The organism is Kitasatospora sp. NPDC090308, assembly GCF_044769485.1.
Taxonomy (GTDB): Bacteria; Actinomycetota; Actinomycetes; order Streptomycetales; family Streptomycetaceae; genus Kitasatospora; species Kitasatospora fiedleri.
Genome location: NZ_JBIVXY010000009.1, coordinates 102,226 through 119,525 on the forward strand (window position 1 = coordinate 102,226; position 17,300 = coordinate 119,525).

Annotated in this window: 17 protein-coding genes, 1 tRNA gene and 1 pseudogene; 16 read left to right on the forward strand and 3 right to left on the reverse strand. The window is 73.6% G+C overall.

The window, feature by feature from the left end; genetic code table 11:
• The 13 genes and pseudogenes from ACIQVD_RS21395 to ACIQVD_RS21455 all read left to right on the forward strand — a co-directional run.
• Positions 1–793: pseudogene (locus tag ACIQVD_RS21395) on the forward strand (hypothetical protein); the annotation flags it as partial.
• Positions 790–1,749 carry an NADH-quinone oxidoreductase subunit NuoH gene (gene nuoH, locus ACIQVD_RS21400; RefSeq protein ID WP_100837764.1) on the forward strand — a complete coding sequence of 320 codons (960 nt, stop codon included), beginning with the start codon at positions 790–792 and terminating at the stop codon, positions 1,747–1,749. The pseudogene ACIQVD_RS21395 and the gene nuoH, both read left to right, overlap by 4 nt.
• Positions 1,749–2,309, forward strand: coding sequence for a NuoI/complex I 23 kDa subunit family protein (locus ACIQVD_RS21405; protein ID WP_402291151.1), 561 nt, complete (start codon positions 1,749–1,751; stop codon positions 2,307–2,309). Before nuoH ends, ACIQVD_RS21405 begins: the two co-directional genes overlap by 1 nt.
• On the forward strand, positions 2,306–2,953 hold the full coding sequence (locus ACIQVD_RS21410; protein WP_400687382.1) for an NADH-quinone oxidoreductase subunit J: 648 nt from the start codon (positions 2,306–2,308) through the stop codon (positions 2,951–2,953). Before ACIQVD_RS21405 ends, ACIQVD_RS21410 begins: the two co-directional genes overlap by 4 nt.
• Before the next feature lies 1 nt (position 2,954).
• Entirely contained in the window at positions 2,955–3,311 is a 357-nt protein-coding gene (gene nuoK / locus ACIQVD_RS21415) for an NADH-quinone oxidoreductase subunit NuoK (RefSeq protein WP_402291153.1), read from the forward strand.
• Positions 3,308–5,326, forward strand: a complete 2,019-nt coding sequence (locus ACIQVD_RS21420; RefSeq protein ID WP_402291155.1) for an NADH-quinone oxidoreductase subunit L — start codon at positions 3,308–3,310, stop codon at positions 5,324–5,326. Before nuoK ends, ACIQVD_RS21420 begins: the two co-directional genes overlap by 4 nt.
• 43 nt (positions 5,327–5,369) lie before the next feature.
• The gene (locus ACIQVD_RS21425; RefSeq protein ID WP_402291157.1) at positions 5,370–6,896 is read left to right on the forward strand and encodes a NuoM family protein; all 1,527 of its coding nucleotides are present in this window, start codon (positions 5,370–5,372) and stop codon (positions 6,894–6,896) included.
• A gap of 32 nt (positions 6,897–6,928) precedes the next feature.
• Positions 6,929–8,425: an NADH-quinone oxidoreductase subunit N gene (locus ACIQVD_RS21430; RefSeq protein ID WP_402291272.1), complete on the forward strand. Its 1,497-nt coding sequence runs from the start codon at positions 6,929–6,931 to the stop codon at positions 8,423–8,425.
• Positions 8,426–8,530: 105 nt separating this feature from the next.
• A complete protein-coding gene (gene htpX / locus ACIQVD_RS21435) occupies positions 8,531–9,388 on the forward strand; it encodes a zinc metalloprotease HtpX (RefSeq protein WP_400687374.1) in 858 nt (285 codons plus the stop codon).
• Positions 9,389–9,558: 170 nt separating this feature from the next.
• Positions 9,559–11,265, forward strand: a complete 1,707-nt coding sequence (gene ctaD / locus ACIQVD_RS21440; protein WP_400687592.1) for a cytochrome c oxidase subunit I — start codon at positions 9,559–9,561, stop codon at positions 11,263–11,265.
• Between the two features lie 168 nt (positions 11,266–11,433).
• Positions 11,434–11,853: an SHOCT domain-containing protein gene (locus ACIQVD_RS21445; protein WP_400687372.1), complete on the forward strand. Its 420-nt coding sequence runs from the start codon at positions 11,434–11,436 to the stop codon at positions 11,851–11,853.
• A gap of 174 nt (positions 11,854–12,027) precedes the next feature.
• Complete coding sequence (locus ACIQVD_RS21450) at positions 12,028–12,429, forward strand: YccF domain-containing protein (RefSeq protein ID WP_402291160.1); 402 nt, start codon at positions 12,028–12,030, stop codon at positions 12,427–12,429.
• Positions 12,430–12,562: 133 nt separating this feature from the next.
• The gene (locus ACIQVD_RS21455) at positions 12,563–13,348 is read left to right on the forward strand and encodes a phosphotransferase enzyme family protein (protein WP_400687369.1); all 786 of its coding nucleotides are present in this window, start codon (positions 12,563–12,565) and stop codon (positions 13,346–13,348) included.
• Positions 13,349–13,379: 31 nt separating this feature from the next.
• Here the strand turns inward: ACIQVD_RS21455 and mug are convergent, their stop codons facing one another.
• Positions 13,380–13,967 (reverse strand): G/U mismatch-specific DNA glycosylase, encoded by a 588-nt coding sequence (gene mug, locus ACIQVD_RS21460; RefSeq protein ID WP_400687367.1) that lies wholly within the window; start codon positions 13,965–13,967, stop codon positions 13,380–13,382.
• Positions 13,968–14,156: 189 nt separating this feature from the next.
• Here mug and ACIQVD_RS21465 point away from each other — a divergent pair, with 189 nt between their 5' ends.
• Positions 14,157–14,594 (forward strand): hypothetical protein, encoded by a 438-nt coding sequence (locus ACIQVD_RS21465; RefSeq protein WP_402291162.1) that lies wholly within the window; start codon positions 14,157–14,159, stop codon positions 14,592–14,594.
• A 103-nt stretch (positions 14,595–14,697) separates the two neighbouring features.
• On the opposite strand, the gene ACIQVD_RS21470 is transcribed toward ACIQVD_RS21465, so the two are convergent.
• On the reverse strand, positions 14,698–15,186 hold the full coding sequence (locus ACIQVD_RS21470; RefSeq protein WP_100837775.1) for a YajQ family cyclic di-GMP-binding protein: 489 nt from the start codon (positions 15,184–15,186) through the stop codon (positions 14,698–14,700).
• Positions 15,187–15,400: 214 nt separating this feature from the next.
• Here ACIQVD_RS21470 and ACIQVD_RS21475 point away from each other — a divergent pair.
• Positions 15,401–15,481, forward strand: a tRNA-Tyr gene (locus tag ACIQVD_RS21475).
• A gap of 91 nt (positions 15,482–15,572) precedes the next feature.
• Positions 15,573–15,761 (forward strand): hypothetical protein, encoded by a 189-nt coding sequence (locus tag ACIQVD_RS21480; protein WP_100837788.1) that lies wholly within the window; start codon positions 15,573–15,575, stop codon positions 15,759–15,761.
• Here ACIQVD_RS21480 and ACIQVD_RS21485 read toward each other — a convergent pair.
• Positions 15,758–17,011, reverse strand: a complete 1,254-nt coding sequence (locus tag ACIQVD_RS21485) for a hydrolase (RefSeq protein WP_402291165.1) — start codon at positions 17,009–17,011, stop codon at positions 15,758–15,760. The genes ACIQVD_RS21480 and ACIQVD_RS21485 overlap by 4 nt on opposite strands.
• Positions 17,012–17,300 lie beyond the last annotated feature (289 nt).

Consider the following 17,300-nt stretch of genomic DNA (forward strand, 5'->3'; position numbering starts at 1 on the left):
CGAGCAGGTCGAGCAGGCTGGGCTGGTGAAGCCCGAGCAGGCTGAGCAGCGCGGGTCGGTGAAGCCGGAACGGCCGCAGGCCGGGCAGGCCGGGTCGGCAAAGTCCGAGCAGGTCGAGCAGGCTGGGCTGGTGAAGCCCGAGCAGGCTGAGCAGCGCGGGTCGGTGAAGCCGGAACGGCCGCAGGCCGGGCAGGCCGGGTCGGTGGAGAGCGAGCAGGCTGGGCAGGCCGGGTCGGCAAAGTCCGAACAGGTCGAGCAGGCTGAGCCGGTGGAGCCTGAGCAGCATGAGTCGGCGAAGCCGGAACAGCGGCGGCCTGAGCAGCCCGGATCGGTGGAGAGCGAGCAGGCCAGGCAGGCCAGGTCGGCAGAGCCCGGGCGGGCGGAGCCGGAGCAGGCCGGGCAGGCCGAATTGGCGGAGCTCGAACAGCCGAAGCCTGAGCAGGTCGAGCAGGCTGGGCTGGTGAAGCCCGAGCAGGCTGAGCAGCGCGGGTCGGTGAAGCCGGAACAGCCGCAGGCCGGGCAGGGCGGGTCGGTAGAGCCGGAGCAGGTGCAGCCCGAGTCGGCGCAGCCGGAGGCCGGGCGGGCGAGGCCGGGGCAGGCCGAGCAGGCCCGATCGTCGGAGCCGGAACGGCCGCAGCCCGAACAGTCGCCGCCCGGGTCGGCGCAGCCGGAGTCCGGGCCGACGCGGTCGGAGCAGTCCGAGCAGTCCGAGCAGTCCGAGCGGTCGGAACAGCCGCAGCCGGAGCAACCGCAGCCCGAGCACCCCACCGAGCAGGACGGAGACAGCGCGTGAACCTCCTCGACACGCTGCTGCGCTGTGTCGGCACGCTGGTGGCGTTCCTGGTGCTGCCGCTGGTGGTCGGCCAGGCCGAGCACAAGGTGATGGCGCACATGCAGGGCCGGCTCGGTCCGATGTACGCGGGCGGGTTCCACGGGTGGGCGCAACTGGTCGCGGACGGGGTGAAGTTCGTCCAGAAGGAGAACGTCGTCCCGTCCGGGGCCGACCGGCGGATCTTCCAACTGGCCCCGGCCGTCGCGCTGCTGCCGTACCTGCTGGTGCTGCTGGTGATCCCGGTCGGGCCGGACGGGATGGTCGGCCAGGTGGTCGACGCGGGCATCTTCTTCGTGCTGGCCGTGATGGGCGTCGGTGTGCTGGGCTCGCTGATGGCGGGTTGGGCGTCGGCCAACAAGTTCTCGCTGCTGGGCGCGCTGCGCACGGCCGCGCAGCTGATGTCGTACGAGCTGCCGATGCTGCTGGCCGCCGCCTCGGTGGCGATGGCGGCGGGCACCGTCTCGCTGCCGGGCATCGTGGACGCCTTCCACTGGTGGTGGGTGCCGTGGCAGTTGATCGGTGCGTTCGTGTTCTTCACGGCGGGGCTGGCCGAGTTGCAGCGTCCGCCGTTCGACATGCCGGTGGCCGACTCGGAGATCATCTTCGGCGCGTACACCGAGTACACCGGCCTGCGCTTCGCGCTGTTCCTGCTCGCCGAGTACGCGGGCATCGTGGTGCTCTGCGGCCTGACCTCGGTGCTGTTCCTGGGCGGCTGGCACGGCCCGTTCTCGGACGGCCTCGGCTGGCTGTGGACGCTGGTGAAGACCTTCGCGCTGGCCTTCGTGGTGCTCTGGCTGCGGGTCACCTACCCGCGGCTGCGCGAGGACCAGCTGATGCGCTTCGCGTGGACGGTGCTGATCCCGCTGGCGCTGGCCCAGCTCGCCCTGACCGGCATCATCAAGGTGGCGATCTCGTAATGGGAATTCCCGGCTCCGGCCTGGCCAAGGGCCTGGCCGTCACCCTGCGCACGATGGTGCGGAAGACCGTCACCGCGCAGTACCCCGACGTGCAGCCCGACCTGCCGCCGCGCTCGCGCGGCGTGATCGCGCTGCTGGAGGAGAACTGCACGGTCTGCATGCTGTGCGCCCGCGAGTGCCCGGACTGGTGCATCTACATCGACTCCCACAAGGAGACGCTGCCCGCCGCCGACCCGAACGCCCGCGCCCGCACCCGCAACGTGCTGGACCGCTTCGCGATCGACTTCTCGCTCTGCATGTACTGCGGGATCTGCGTCGAGGTCTGCCCGTTCGACGCGCTGTTCTGGTCCCCGGAGTTCGAGTACGCGGAGACCGACATCCGCGAGCTCACCCACGAGCGCGAGCGGCTGCGCGAGTGGATGTGGACCGTCCCGCCGCCGCCCGCGCACGACGCCGCGGCGGAGGAGCCCAAGGAGATCGCCATGGCCCGCAAGGCCGCCGACAAGCTGGCCGCCGCCGCAGCGGCGGCGGCTTCCGCCGAGGAGGGTGAGGAGAGTTGAGCACCCTGCTGGCCGCGGCGGGCCCGCTGGAGCCCGCCGCGCGCTCGTACCTCTCGCCGACCGGGCAGGAGATCGTCTTCCTGCTGGTCGGTGTGCTCGTGCTCGGCGCCGCCGTGGTCTCGGTGACCACCCGCCGGCTGGTGCACGCCGCGCTCTGGCTGGTGGTCGCGCTGGGCGGACTGGCGGTCGAGTTCCTGCTGCTGACGGCCGAGTTCGTGGCCTGGGTGCAGGTGCTGGTGTACCTGGGTTCGGTGATCGTGCTGGTGCTGTTCGGCCTGATGCTGACCCGCGCCCCGATCGGCCGCTCCCCGGACGCCGACTCCGGCAACCGCCCGGCCGCGCTCGCGGTCGGCCTGGCCTCCGCCGCGACCCTGGTCACCCTGGTGGTCGACGCGTTCCGCTCGTCCTGGATCGACCTGTCCGGCGCGGTCGGCACCACCCGGCTGACCGGCGAGTACCTGTTCTCGCACTGGGTGCTGCCGTTCGAGGCGCTGTCGGTGCTGCTGCTCGCCGCCCTGGTCGGCGCGATCGTGCTCTCCCGCACCGGGGACGGCCGGGCCCGGCCCCGGGCCGGGAAGCTGCGCACCGGGAAGCTTCGCACCGGGAAGCCGCGCACCGCCTCGACCCAGCCGAAGGAGCGCTGACGTGCACCTCGTCTACCCCGCCGTCCTCGCCGTGCTGCTGTTCAGCGTCGGCGTGTACGGCGTGCTCGCCCGGCGCAACGTCGTCCTGGTGCTGATGTCCGTCGAGCTGATGCTCAACGCCGTCAACCTCAACCTGGTCGCCTTCGACGTCTGGCTGCGCGACACCCTGCACGCCGGCCAGGCGCTCACCCTGTTCACCATCACCGTCGCCGCCGCCGAGATCGGCCTCGGCCTGGCCGTCGTGCTGCTGGTCTACCGCACCCGCCGCACCGCGGCCGTCGACGAGGTCACCGCGCTCGGCGACCGCCACGAGGCGGACGACCCCGCCGGTGCCGAGAAGGAGCGGGCCGCCGCATGAACCTCGCGCTGCCCATCCTCGTCCCCGTGCTGCCCGCGCTCGGCGCCGCCGCGGGCCTCGCCACCGGCCGCCGGTACCCCGGCCTGGCCCGCCCGCTGGCGGTGCTGCCGGTCGCGGTGTCCGCCGTGCTCGCCCTGGTCACCGCCCTGCAACTGGGCACCGGGAGCACCCTGGACGCCGGCACCCGGCTCGCCCCCACCGGCGGCCCCGACATCTCGCTCGCCCTGCACCTGGACGGCTTCTCCTCGCTGATCTCGGTGCTGGTCGGCCTGGTCGCCACCTGCGTGCAGGTCTACTCCACGGCCTACCTCAAGGACGACCCGCGCTACCCCTCGTACGCGGCCCTGGTCTCGCTGTTCACCGCCGCGATGTTCCTGGTCGTCTACTCCGGCGACCTGATCGTGCTGCTGGTCGGCTGGGAGGTGATGGGCATCTGCTCGTACTTCCTGATCGGCCACCACTGGGAGACCGCCGACGCCCGCACCGCCTCGCTCAAGGCGTTCCTGGTCACCAAGCTCGGCGACGTGCCGTTCCTGTTCGGCCTGTTCCTGCTCGGCGCCGACGCCGGGACGTTCCGGATCACCGACGTGCTGCACACCGCCGCCACCGGCGGACTCCAGCACCCCACCCTGATCGCCCTGCTGCTGCTCGGCGGCGTGGCCGGCAAGAGCGCCCAGTTCCCGCTGCACACCTGGCTGCCGGACGCGATGGCCGGCCCCACCCCGGTCTCCGCGCTGATCCACGCCGCCACCATGGTCGCGGCCGGCGTCTACCTGGTCGCCCGGCTGCTGCCGGTGTTCCTGCTGTCCTCCGCCGCGCTGCTGGTGCTCGCCGTGCTGGCCGCCGTCACCATGGTCGGCTCCGCGCTGTGCGCGCTCGCCCAGGACGACCTCAAGCGGGTGCTCGCCTACTCGACGGTCGGCCAACTCGGCTACATGACCGGCGCGCTGGCCGCCGGCGACCGGCAGGCCGCGGTGTTCCACCTGGTCGGCCACGGCGCGTTCAAGGCGCTGCTGTTCCTCACCGCCGGCGTGGTCATCCACGCCGCGCACACCAACTCGATCAGCGCCATGTCCCGGATCGAGGGCCTGCGCCACCGCGTCCCCGACGCCTACTGGACGATGGGCATCGCCCTGGTCGCCCTGGTCGGCCTGCCGCCGTTCACCGGCTTCTTCACCAAGGAGTCGGTGCTCACCGCCGCCGAGCACGCCGCCCACGGCGAGGCGCTCACCGGCACCCTCGGCCCCGCCTCGGCCGTCCCCGCCGCGGCCGGCTGGACGGTCCTGGCGGCCGGCCTGCTCACCGCGCTGCTCACCGCCGCCTACGCCGCCCGTTTCTGGCTGGTCGCCTTCCACGCCCGGCCGGTGGCCGCCCCCGCCGACGCCCCGTACTCCCCGGAGATCGACGAGGCCGACCCGGCGCACGCCGAACCGGCCGCGATGCGCTGGCCGCTGTGGGTGCTGGCCCTCCCCACCATGGGCTTCGGCCTGCTCGGGCTGCGCACCGACTGGCTGCCCGCCCTGCTCGACGGCGAACCGCTGCGCCCCGCCACCGCGACCATGGTGCTCGGCACCGGCGCCGCGGTGGCCGGCCTGCTGGTCGGCTACGCCGCCTGGCGCACCGCCGCCGCCCGGGCCGCCGCCGCCCCGCCCGTCCGGGTCCCCCCGCAGGCCGGTCCGCCCGCCGCCGAGACGCTCACCGCGCCCGCCGCGCCCCCGGCCGCCGCCGACCCCGGACGCCTGCTGCTCGGTCCGCTGTACGGGCCCGCCCAGCACGGCTTCGGCGTCGACCGGCTGTACAGCGCCCTGTTCGTCCGGCCCACCCGGGCCGCCGCCCGGCTGGTCCGCTTCCTGGACCGGGCCGTGGTGGAGACGTACGTGCGCGGCGCGGGCGCCGCCCCCGGCTGGCTCGGCCGCGCCGTCCGCCTCGCCCAGACCGGCAACGCCCAGGGCTACCTGAACGCGCTGCTGGCCGGGGCCGTGCTGCTCGCCGTCCTGGTGGCGGTCGGCTCATGACCCGTCCTCACCCCCCCGTCCCGGCACGCCCTTGGAGCCCCCGATGAACGCGGTCCTCATCGCCCTCCTGGCCCTGCCGCTGCTCGGCGCCGCCCTGACGCTCGCCCCGATCGGCGACCGGCGGGCCCTGCGCCTCGGCACCGCCGTCACCGGCGGCACCCTGCTGCTGGCGATCGCCCTCGCGGCCGGCTTCGACCACGGCGACCCGGGCCGGATGCAGGCCGTCACCGACGTGTCCTGGATCCCCGCCCTGGACGTGCGCCTGCACCTGGGCACCGACGGCATCTCGCTGCCGCTGCTGGTGCTCACCGCGCTGCTCACCTTCCTGTGCGCGCTGTACTCGCTGAAGAAGCTCCCCGCGGGCCCCGGCGGCCGGGCCTTCACCGGCCTGCTGCTCCTGCTGGAGACCGGCATGCTGGCCACCTTCGCGGTGCTCGACCTGGTGCTGTTCTTCCTGGCCTTCGAGATCGTGCTGATCCCGATGTACTTCCTGATCGCGCGCTGGGGCAGCGGGCAGAAGGTCGCGGCCGCGAACCGGTTCATCCTGTACACCCTGCTCGGCTCCGCCGTGATGCTGCTCGGCTTCCTGCTGATCGGCGTCCAGGCCGGGACGTTCGACATGGTGCGGCTCGCCGCCGCGCACGGCGGCGGCCTCTCGCACACCACCCAGCTGATCGCCGCGCTCGCCGTCCTGGTCGGCCTCGCCGTGAAGGCCCCGGCCTGGCCGCTGCACTCCTGGCTGCCCGACGCGCACACCGCCGCCCCCACCGCCGGCTCGGTGCTGCTGGCCGGCGTGATGCTCAAGATGGGCACCTACGGCCTGGTCCGCGTCCTGCTGCCGATCGTCCCGGACGGCACCGCGACCTTCGCCCCCTACCTGGGCGCGTTCGCCGCCGTCGGCATCGTCTACGGCTCGCTCGCCTGCCTCGCGCTGGCCCGGCCGGGCGCCAAGGGCGACCTCAAGCGGCTGATCGCCTACTCCTCGGTCGGCCACATGGGCTTCGTGCTGCTCGGCATCGCCTCGCTCACCCCGGCCGGCCTGAACGGCGCGCTGTTCGCCAACATCGCGCACGGCCTGATCACCGGCCTGCTGTTCTTCGTGGTCGGCGCGGTCAAGGACCGCTACGGCACCGCGGACCTCGACACCCTCGCCGGGGCCACCGGCGCCGCCCTGTACGGCCGCGCCCCCCGGATCGGCGCGCTGCTCGCGTTCGCCGCCGTGGCCAGCCTCGGCCTGCCCGGGCTGGCCGGGTTCTGGGGCGAACTGCTCGCCATGTACGGCGCGTTCGACCCGGCCGCCGGGCTCTCCCGGCCCGCGTTCCTCACCTACATGGTGCTGGCCGGCCTCGGCACCCTGCTCACCGCCGGCTACCTGCTGGTCGTGGTCAAGCAGGTCTGCACGGGCGACCCGAAGCAGCCCGCCCCGGTCGCCGCCCTGCCCGACCTCCAGGGCCACGAGGCCGCCAGCTGGACGCCGCTCGCCGCGCTCACCCTGCTCGCGGGCCTGTGGCCGGCCCTGCTCCTCGGCCTCTCCGACCCGGCCGTCAAGCACCTCCTCGGAGGCGGCTGATGACCACCGCTCACGACCTGGGGCAGCCCCTCATGACTCCGCTCGCCGTCGCCGACCCGGGCGGCCTGATCCAGTCCGTCGACTGGGTGGCCGTCGCCCCGCCGCTGATCGCCGCGCTCGCCGCCCTCGCCGTGCTGGTCACCGACCTGTTCCTGCCCGCGGCCCGCAAGCGCCTGCTGGGCCGGCTGAGCGCGGCCGGCCTGCTGGCCGCGCTGGCCGCGCTGATCCCGCTGGTCGGCGACACCCGCTCGACGTTCTGCTTCAGGAGCGGCGGCTGCTCCTACACCGCCGACCACTTCGCGCTCGCCTTCCAACTGCTCGCCCTCGGCGGCGCGCTGCTCACCGTGCTGCTCTCGCTGCACACCGTCGAGGACGAGAAACTGCCGGGCGGCGAGTACTGGTTCCTGCTGCTCTGCTCGGCCTGCGGCGCCGCCCTGCTGCCCGCCGCCCGGGACCTCGCCACCCTGGTGATCGCCCTGGAGGTGGCCACCCTGCCCGCGTTCGCCCTGGTCGCGCTGCGCCGGGACGGCCGGGGCGCGGAGAGCGCGCTCAAGTTCTTCCTCTCCTCGGTCACCGCGACCGCCGTGATGCTGCTCGGCGTCAGCTTCGTCTACGCCGCCGCCGGGACGCTCCAGCTCCAGGGCGTCGCCGACGGACTGGCGCACGCTCCCGGCCAGTTGAAGCCGCTCGCCGAGGCGGGCGCGGTGCTCACCCTGGTCGGCTTCGCGTTCAAGACCGCCGCCGTCCCGTTCCACTTCTGGGTGCCCGACACCTACGTCGGCGCCCCGCTCCCGGTGGCCGGCTACCTCTCGGTGGTCGGCAAGGCGGCCGGCCTGTCCGGCCTCGCCCTGGTCACCACGCTGGCCTTCCGCCCGTACGGCCACACCTGGGGCCTGGTGCTGGCGGTGCTCGCCGCGCTCACCATGACGGCCGGCAACGCCGCCGCGCTGCGCCAGCGCCCCGACACCCCGCACGGGGCGGTCCGGCTGCTGGCCTGGTCCTCGGTCGGCCAGGCCGGGTACCTGCTGGTGCCGCTGGCCGCCGCCGGGTACGCCGACTCGGCCGAGCCGCTGGGCGCGACCGTGGCGTACGCGCTGATCTACGGCCTGGTGAACCTGGGCGCGTTCGGCGCGGTCGCGCTGGTCGGCGGCTCCGGCCGGCTGGACGGCTTCCGCGGCCTGGCCGGGCGCGACCGCTGGGCGGCGCTCGCCCTGGCCTTCTTCCTGCTCTGCCTGGCCGGCCTGCCGCCCGGCGTGGTCGGCCTGTTCGGCAAGGTCGTGGTGTTCCGCGCGGCCGTGGACGCGGGCCTGGGCTGGCTGGCCGTGGTGATGGCGGTGAACGTGGTGATCGCGCTCGCCTACTACCTGAAGTGGACCGCCCTGCTGTTCGCGCCGTCCGCCGAAGCGGCCGAGCCGCGCCGTTCCCCGGCTCCGCTCCGGGCCGCGCTGGGTCTGGCGGCCTGCGGCGCGGCGGTGCTCTCGGTGGCCCCGCAGCTGGTCCTCCAGGTGGTGTCGGGCAGCCTGTTCTGACCTGTGGTCGAATGCCGAGGGGAACGAACCGGCCAGTTCGGGGCGTTGATCCCGGCAGAGGGAAGCGGTTCCACGGCTTCCACCGGCACCACAGGAGGGTCCGCAGTGCACAGCCACCACAACGGATTGCGGACGGCCGTCCTGTTGGGCGGCCTGTCCGCGCTGATCCTGGTGATCGGCAGCTTCTTCGGCCGCACCGGTCTGCTGGTGGCCCTGCTGGTCGCGGTCGGCACCAACGCGTACGCGTACTGGAACAGCGACCGGCTGGCGCTGCGCGCGATGCGGGCCCGCCCGGTCAGCGAGATCGAGGCCCCGCAGCTGTACCGGATCGTCCGCGAGCTCTCCACCTCGGCCCGCCAGCCGATGCCCCGGCTGTACATCTCGCCGACGCCCGCGCCGAACGCCTTCGCCACCGGCCGCAACCCGCGCAACGCGGCGGTCTGCTGCACCGACGGCATCCTGCAACTGCTCGACGAGCGCGAGCTGCGCGGCGTCCTCGGCCACGAGCTGAGCCACGTCTACAACCGGGACATCCTGATCTCCTCGGTGGCCGGGGCGCTCGCCTCGGTGGTGATGTTCCTGGTCAACTTCGCCTGGCTGATCCCGGTCGGCCGCTCGGACGACGACGACGGCCCGGGCCTGGTCGGCATGCTGGCGATCATGATCCTGGGCCCGGTCGCGGCCGGCCTGATCCAACTGGCCGTCAGCCGCTCCCGCGAGTACCAGGCGGACGCCGACGGCGCCCGGATCACCGGCGACCCGCTCGCCCTGGCCGACGCCCTGCGCAAGCTGGACACCGGCACCCAGCGGCTGCCGCTGCCGCCCGAGCCGCAGCTCCAGACCGCCAGCCACATGATGATCGCCAACCCGTTCCGCCCCGGCGAGCGCGGCGCGAAGCTGTTCTCCACCCACCCGCCGATGCGCGAGCGGATCGCCCGCCTGGAGCGGATGGCCGGGCGCTGACCGACCCGCCGCTCCCCGTGGTTCCTCCCGGGGCCGCTCCTCCCGTCGTCCGCGGGCACGCGCTGACCCCTTCGGGCGACCGTCCGGCGAGCGTCCCGGTGCCGCCGCCGCCCCGCTGGTAGGGCTGGACGCACTGCCAGACCCGAGGCCGGAGGTGCGGTGCGGTGACCATGCTGCCGAGCGATGCAGAACTGGGCCGGAGCGGTCCACCGCCGCCCCCGCCCCCGCACCGCCGCTTCGGCCGGGCCTCCCGCCCGCGCCGGGGCCGGGCGCTGGTGGTGTGGCTGACCACCACCGACCACAAGCAGATCGGCACCCTCTACCTGGCCACCTCGTTCGCCTTCTTCCTGCTCGGCGGGGTGCTGGCGCTGGTGATGCGGGCCGAGCTGGCCCGTCCCGGGACGCAGATCCTGTCGAACGAGCAGTTCAACCAGGCGTTCACCATGCACGGCACGATCATGCTGCTGATGTTCGCCACCCCGCTGTTCGCGGGCTTCGCGAACTGGTTCATGCCGCTGCACATCGGCGCCCCCGACGTGGCCTTCCCCCGGCTGAACGCCTTCGCCTACTGGATGTACCTGTTCGGCTCGCTGATCGCGGTGGCCGGTTTCCTGACCCCGCAGGGCGCGGCCGACTTCGGCTGGTTCGCGTACGCGCCGCTGAACAGCGAGGTGCACTCGCCCGGGGTCGGCGCCGACCTGTGGATCATGGGCCTGGGCTTCTCCGGCTTCGGCACCATCCTCGGCTCGGTCAACTTCGTCACCACGATCGTCTGCCTGCGCGCCCCCGGCATGACGCTGTTCCGGATGTCGATCTTCACCTGGAACATCCTGCTGACCTCGATCCTGGTGCTGATGGCCTTCCCGGTGCTGGCCGGCGCGCTGCTCTGCCTGGAGGCGGACCGCAAGTTCGGCGCGCACGTCTTCGACCCGGCCAACGGCGGGCCGCTGCTCTGGCAGCACCTGTTCTGGTTCTTCGGGCACCCGGAGGTCTACATCATCGCGCTGCCGTTCTTCGGCATCGTGACCGAGATCCTCCCGGTGTTCTCCCGCAAGCCGGTCTTCGGCTACTCCGGCCTGATCGCCGCCACCATCGCCATCGCGGGCCTGTCGATCACCGTCTGGGCGCACCACATGTTCGTCACCGGGCAGGTGCTGCTGCCGTTCTTCTCCTTCATGACCTTCCTGATCGCGGTGCCGACCGGTGTGAAGTTCTTCAACTGGGTCGGCACCATGTGGCGCGGCTCGCTGAGCTTCGAGACGCCGATGCTCTGGTCGATCGGCTTCCTGGTCACCTTCCTGTTCGGCGGCCTGACCGGCGTCCTGCTGGCCTCGCCGCCGATCGACTTCCACGTCTCCGACTCGTACTTCGTGGTCGCGCACTTCCACTACGTGGTGTTCGGGACGGTGGTCTTCGCGATGTTCGCGGGCTTCTACTTCTGGTGGCCGAAGATGACCGGACGGATGCTGGACGAGCGCCTCGGGCGGATCCACTTCTGGACGCTGTTCGTCGGCTTCCACACCACCTTCCTGGTCCAGCACTGGCTGGGCGCCGAGGGCATGCCGCGCCGCTACGCGGACTACCTGGCCTCGGACGGCTTCACCACGCTCAACACCGTCTCCAGCATCGGGTCCTTCCTGCTCGGCCTCTCCACGCTGCCGTTCCTCTACAACGTCTGGCGGACCGCCAAGTACGCGCCCAGGGTGGAGGTCGACGACCCGTGGGGCTACGGCCGCTCGCTGGAGTGGGCGACCTCCTGCCCGCCGCCCCGGCACAACTTCACCACCCTGCCGCGGGTCCGCTCCGAGTCCCCGGCGTTCGACCTGCACCACCCGGAGATCACCGAGTTCGACCGGCTGCAGAACGAACCGCGCTGACCTCCCGCCGCGAGGGCCGCGCCGGGGCCGCCTCGGGGCCGTACCGGCGTCGCACCGGCGGTCCGCCCCGGGTGCGGCGTCCGTTTCGCGGTGGTACGAATCGTTTCGTCCCCGTGCCGTCCGACGCGCGGGGGCGTTCGGTCTGACCGCGCGCGGGATCGGAGCGTCATGGACAACTATCCGCTGCTCGACATCTTCTGGACGATGCTGGAGCTGTTCCTCTGGATCCTCTGGTTCTTCCTGCTGTTCAAGATCATCACGGACATCTTCCGCAGCCACGACATGGGCGGCGGCGCCAAGGCGGCCTGGACGATCCTGGTGATCCTGCTGCCCTTCCTGGGCGTGCTGCTCTACCTCATCGTCCGCGGCGGCTCCATGCACGAACGCGACCTCGCCCAGGCCAAGCAGGCCGACGCCGCCTTCCAGGAGTACGTCCGCAAGGCGGCCGGCACCGGCGGCGGCCCGGCCTCCTCCGCGGGCTCCTCGGGCGGCCACGTGGCGGACCTGGCGAGGCTGGCCGACCTCAAGAACAGCGGCGCGCTGACCGAGGAGGAGTACCAGCGGGCCAAGGACAAGCTGCTCACCTGACCCCCGTCCGGCGCAGCGGCGCGCGGCCCGTCCCGACCCCGGGGCGGGCCGCGCGCCGTCCCCGGCCACCGCGCGCGCCGCCCCGCGCCCACCTGGTGACCCGCCCGTCACACCCCTGCCACAAGGCCGATCCGCCACCTGCCCCTTCCGGCCCCGGTGTGCGAGCCTGGAGGCATGAAGCTGATCAACTTCCTGCTCAACGTGATCTGGCTGTTGTTCTGCGGCCTGTGGATGGCGATCGGCTACGCGGTCGCCGGGATCGTCTGCTTCGTCCTGATCGTCACGATCCCGTTCGGCGTCGCGTCCTTCCGCCTCGCGGGCTTCATGCTCTGGCCCTTCGGCCGCACCACCGTGGTCCGCGCCGACGCCGGGGCCCCCTCCTGCGTGGGCAACGTGATCTGGCTGGTGTTCGCGGGCTGGTGGCTGGCGCTCGGGCACATCGTCACCAGCATCCCGCTGTTCCTGTCGATCATCGGCATCCCGTTCGACTGGGCCAACCTCAAGATGGTCCCGGTCTCGCTGACCCCGCTCGGCCGCGACATCGTCTCCACCGACCAGGGCTTCGGCGCCCGCTGACCGGGCCCCGCCGACCGGCCCCGCCGACCGGGCTGTGCCGGTTCGGCCCTGCCGGTCGGAAAGGGTTCGCGTCCCGGCGCCCGGCGGGGTAGAACCGTCCGGTCGGAGCAGGGCGGCGGACGAGGAGCGGCACGTGGCGGACGGCGAGAACGCGCCGGGCGGGATCATGGCGGGCGGGGTCAACCGGATCGAGCGCCGGGGCGACCGGGTGCTGCGGCCGACCGGGCCGTGGTCACCGGCCGTGCACGGGCTGCTGGCGCACCTGCGGGCGGCCGGGTTCACGGCGGGGCCGCAGTTCCACGGGATCGCCGAGGACGGGCGGGAGGTCCTGGACTTCCTGCCCGGCGAGGTGCCGAACTACCCGGCCACCCCGGCCTCCGCCTCCCGCACCGCGCTGCTCGACGCCGCCCGGCTGCTGCGGCGGTACCACGACGCCACGGCGGGCTACCGCGCCGAGGGCTGGATGCTGCCCGCCCGGGAGCCGGTCGAGGTGGTCTGCCACGGCGACTACGCCCCGCACAACTGCGTGCTGGACGGCGAACGGGTGGTCGGCGTCATCGACTTCGACACCGCCCACCCAGGCCCCCGGCTGTGGGACGTCGCCCACGCGGTCTACCGCTGGGCGCCCACCACCGCGCCGGGCAACGCCGACGGCTTCGGCACCCCGGACGAACAGGCCCGCCGGGTACGGGAGTTCTGCGACGCGTACGGCCTCGGCCGGGCCGACCGGGAGGGCCTGGTGGACGCGATCGAGGCCCGGCTGCACGCCCTGGTGGCGCACATGCGGGCCGAAGCCGCCGCCGGGAGCGCCGCGTTCGCCGCGCACCTGGCCGACGGGCACCACCTGATGTACCTCTCCGACGCCGCGTACGTGGTGCGCGAGCGCGCCCGCTTCGAAGACCTGCTCCTGGCGGAGTGACGGGGGCCGGCCCGGCGGCCGGCCCGCCCGTTCACCCGTCCGTCCGCTCCAGGTGCTCGCGCAGGGCCCGGAACTCGGCCGCGATCCCGTCCAGCGTGTAGTGCGCGTTCAGTCCGCTCGGGTTCGGCAGCAGCCACACCTCGGTGTCGCCGATCGGCTCCGGCTGCGGCCCGACCGCCGCCCGCGGCCGGCCGAACGCCGCCCGGTACGCCCCGATCCCGAGCACCGCCAGCGCGCGCGGGCGCAGCCGCCGCACCCGGGCCTCCAGGGCCCGTCCGCCCGCCAGGTACTCCTCGGCGGTCAGCTCGGCCGCCTTCGCGGTGGTCCGGGCCACCACGTTGGTGATCCCCAGCCCGAGCCCGAGCAGCTCCTGCTGCTCGTCCGGCCGCAGCTGCCGGGGGGTGAAGCCGGAGCGGTGCAGGGCGGGCCAGAACCGGTTGCCCGGCCGGGCGAAGTGCCGGCCGGTGGCGCCCGACCACAGGCCGGGGTTGATCCCGCAGAACAGCACCCGCAGGCCGGGCGCGGCCACGTCCTCGATGGCGGTGTCCTGGGCGGCGGCGAGCTGTTCGGGCGTGGGCTTGGCGCCGTTGGCCGGGCGCTGCGGCGGAGTACGGGTCACCCCGCCCACTCTGCCGTACCGGCGGGCGCGCGCACGTCGCCGAGCGCCCGCGAACGGTTTTCGGAACCGACCTCCGGGAAGGGCGTTCCGGCAGGTCGGGGCCGGTACGGCCGAGGTTCAGCATATCGGATGGATAGTCAGTTCGATTGTTTTCCTGACCTGATGACTTCTCTGGCGGAGAATGGGGCGGTGTCATACGAACTGAACGCGCTGGTCGCCACCGCGGAACTGATCGCGGTGGTCGCGGCCGAAGTCCCGCTCGCGCGCAGCGCGCCCCTGCCGCACGGCCTCGCGCTGGTGCCGATGACCGACGAACTCCACGACGCCCTCCAACACCCCTCCAACGCACCGGACTTCGGCTTCAAGCGGTTCCCCTCCGGATTCGCCCTGCGGATCGCCGGCTGGTCCAAGTCCGCCCCGATCGCCTACGCCGAGATCGACGAGGAGCACCCCGCCGGACGCCGCGCCGCGCTCTGGTACGACGGCCGGATCACCCTCGGCCCGCTCGCCCCCGCCGACGGCGCCCCGCTCGACCGCGTCCTGCGCGCCCTCGGCGCCACCGACACCACCGCCCCGGCGATCACCGCGGCCCTCGACACCCACCGCCGCCGCCCCGCCGGGGACTGACCCGGCCCCGCCCGACGCCTCCTGCGCGCACCGCGAACGCCAGGAGGGCGCACCGTCCCCGGTACGCCCTCCCTGGTGGCCCGTCCCGCCGCTCGGCAGTGGTTCAGCGGTAGTTGACGAACTGGATCGCGAACTCCAGGTCCTTGCCCTTGAGCAGCGTCTGCACGGTCTGCAGGTCGTCCCGCGACTTCGAGCTGACCCGCAGCTCGTCGCCCTGGACCTGCGCCTTGACGCCCTTCGGACCCTCGTCGCGGATGATCTTCGCGACCTTCTTGGCGTCCTCGGTGGTGATGCCTTCCTTCACGTCGGCGAAAATCTTGTACTCCTTGCCGGACAGCTGCGGCTCCGCCGCGTCCAGCGCCTTCAGCGACAGCCCGCGCTTGACGAACTTGGTCTGCAGCACGTCCAGGATCGCCCGGACCCGCTCCTCGCCGTTGGCCTTCATCTCGATCTTCTCGCCGGACCGCTTGATCTCGGCGCCCACGTTCTTGAAGTCGAACCGGGTGGCGATCTCGCGGGAGGTCTGGTTGATCGCGTTGTCGACCTCCTGCCACTCGACCTTCGAGACGATGTCGAAACTGGAGTCGGCCATGGGTGTTGGTCTCCTTGCACTACAGGCTGCACGGTCACGCCACCCGCCACCGGCGGGCGACGCCCCAGCCTATCCAGCGCCCCGCACCCCCGCCCGCAACAGCCGCGCGCCGACCTTGATCGCGACGTGACGGAACAGAGTGGCGGACCACCCCCCACCATCGGGTATCGTTTACGACGTCGAACGGGGCACCACCCCGCAAGACACCATCCCTGGCGGGTTGCCCGAGCGGCCAAAGGGAGCAGACTGTAAATCTGTCGCGCAAGCTACGCAGGTTCGAACCCTGCACCCGCCACTGGATCGCAAGGAAGCCCCCGGGCTGCGGAGACGCAGACCGGGGGCTTTTTCGTTGGCCCGGTGGGCCGGTGGCGGGGAAGGATGGCGGCATGGAGTTCACCGAGCGCCGGCCTGTCGCGCCGCGGATGCTGTTGGTGCGGCGGATAGGGCCGTGGTTCGTCCTGGCGCGGCCGGTGTTCATCCCGGCCGGGTGCCGGTTCTGGACGGAGCGGGGAGCGTTGGTGGTGGAGCACCCGACCGGGGAGCGGCGCAGGTACGCGGGGGAAGTCTGTCGCTAGCCCGGGTGGTTCTGGCGGGGGAGGGCGAGGGTGACGGTGTCGGCGAACTCGCGGACGGCGCTGGTGCGGGAGACGATGCGGCCGCAGTGGACGACCAGGCGGGAGTGGCCGGCGGTGAGGGCGCTGGTCAGGTCGTCGCCGCGGACGGCGAGGAGTTCGGCGGGGAAGCCGGCGTCGACCCGGACGGGGGGGAGGCCGAGGGTGGTGCGGGCCTGGGCGGAGACGGCGTCGTAGGCGGCTTCGGGGGAGAGGGCGCCGCTCGCGGCGAGGAGGCGGGCGGCGTCCAGCGGGTCGGCCCGGCCGACCGGGTTGGAGGTGTCGCGCAGGGCTCCGGCGCCGGCCGTGAGGGCGACCCGGGCCTGGGACAACTCCCGGACCAGGGACGGGCGCAGGCCGGTCGGCGGGTCGTCGAGGCCGGTGCAGCCGCCGTTCTGCGGCAGGCAGACCACCCGGACGCCGGCGCCGGCCAGCAGGCCCGCGCCGCCGGGCGGCAGCGCGCTGCACGGGCCGAGCGTGACCCGGGGCAGGTGGGGGGCCAGCGCGGCGACCAGGCGGGCGAGTTGGGCCGGGTCGGCGGCGGCGGTGTGCAGGTCGACCGGGCAGTCCGCCTCGGCCGCGGCGTCCAGCAGGACCCGGGCGTAGCCGACCGGGTCCGGGTCGAGGTCGGGGCAGCCGCCCGCCGCGTCCGCGCCGAGCTTGAGGGCGTCCCGGAGCAGGGCCCGCCCGTCCGCCCCGGCCCGGCCGGTGAGCAGCCGGGGCATCGCCACCGCCTGGAGCTCGGCCAGCCCGCGCAGCGACTGGCGCGCGGTCAGCACGGCCTCCAGCCGGCGCAGCCCGTGCCCGCCGCCGATCCGGACGTGGGTGCGCTGGGCGGTGGCCCCGTAGCCGAGCGAGGTGAGCGCGGACTCGGTGGTCCGGCGCACCAGTTCGGCCGGGCCGTCCCCGGCCGGTTCGGGCGGCCCGGCGCGGAGCGCGCTGTCGTAGTGTCCGTGCGGCTCGGCGGGGGCGGGCAGCAGCAGGTAGCCGGACAGGTCGATCCGGGCGCCGGTGGTGACCGTCGGCTGCCCGGGCATCGCGGGCAGCGGCCCGAGGCTGCCGGTCGCGCCGACCTCCTGGATCCGGTCCCCGCTGATCCGGACGTCCACCACCCGCCCGTCCAGCAGCCGGGCCCCGGCGAGCAGCAGGACCGGCCCGTGCCCGAGCGGGTTGGCGGACGGGGGCGGCTGGGGTTCCTCGCCCTGTTCGCTCATCGGCCCGCTCCTCCAGTCCCGTTGACCGCCCGGCGGCCTCGGGGGCCCGGTGCGGGGCGGCCGACCCGCGGCGCACCCGTGCGGCCGCGAGGGGCCACGTGAGAGGTCACTGACGGTCGAGCCTAGGCCGGACCCGGCGGGGACCGGTGGATGCGGGCCGCCCTGACGTGTCGGGACGTGTCGGGGCGGGCCGGGCGGGTTCCGGTTGCGGCGGAGGCCGAACGGGTGTCGGGTGACGGCCCGTCAGTGCGGGCCCGCCGACCTGCGGAGATCCACCGCGGATACGGAT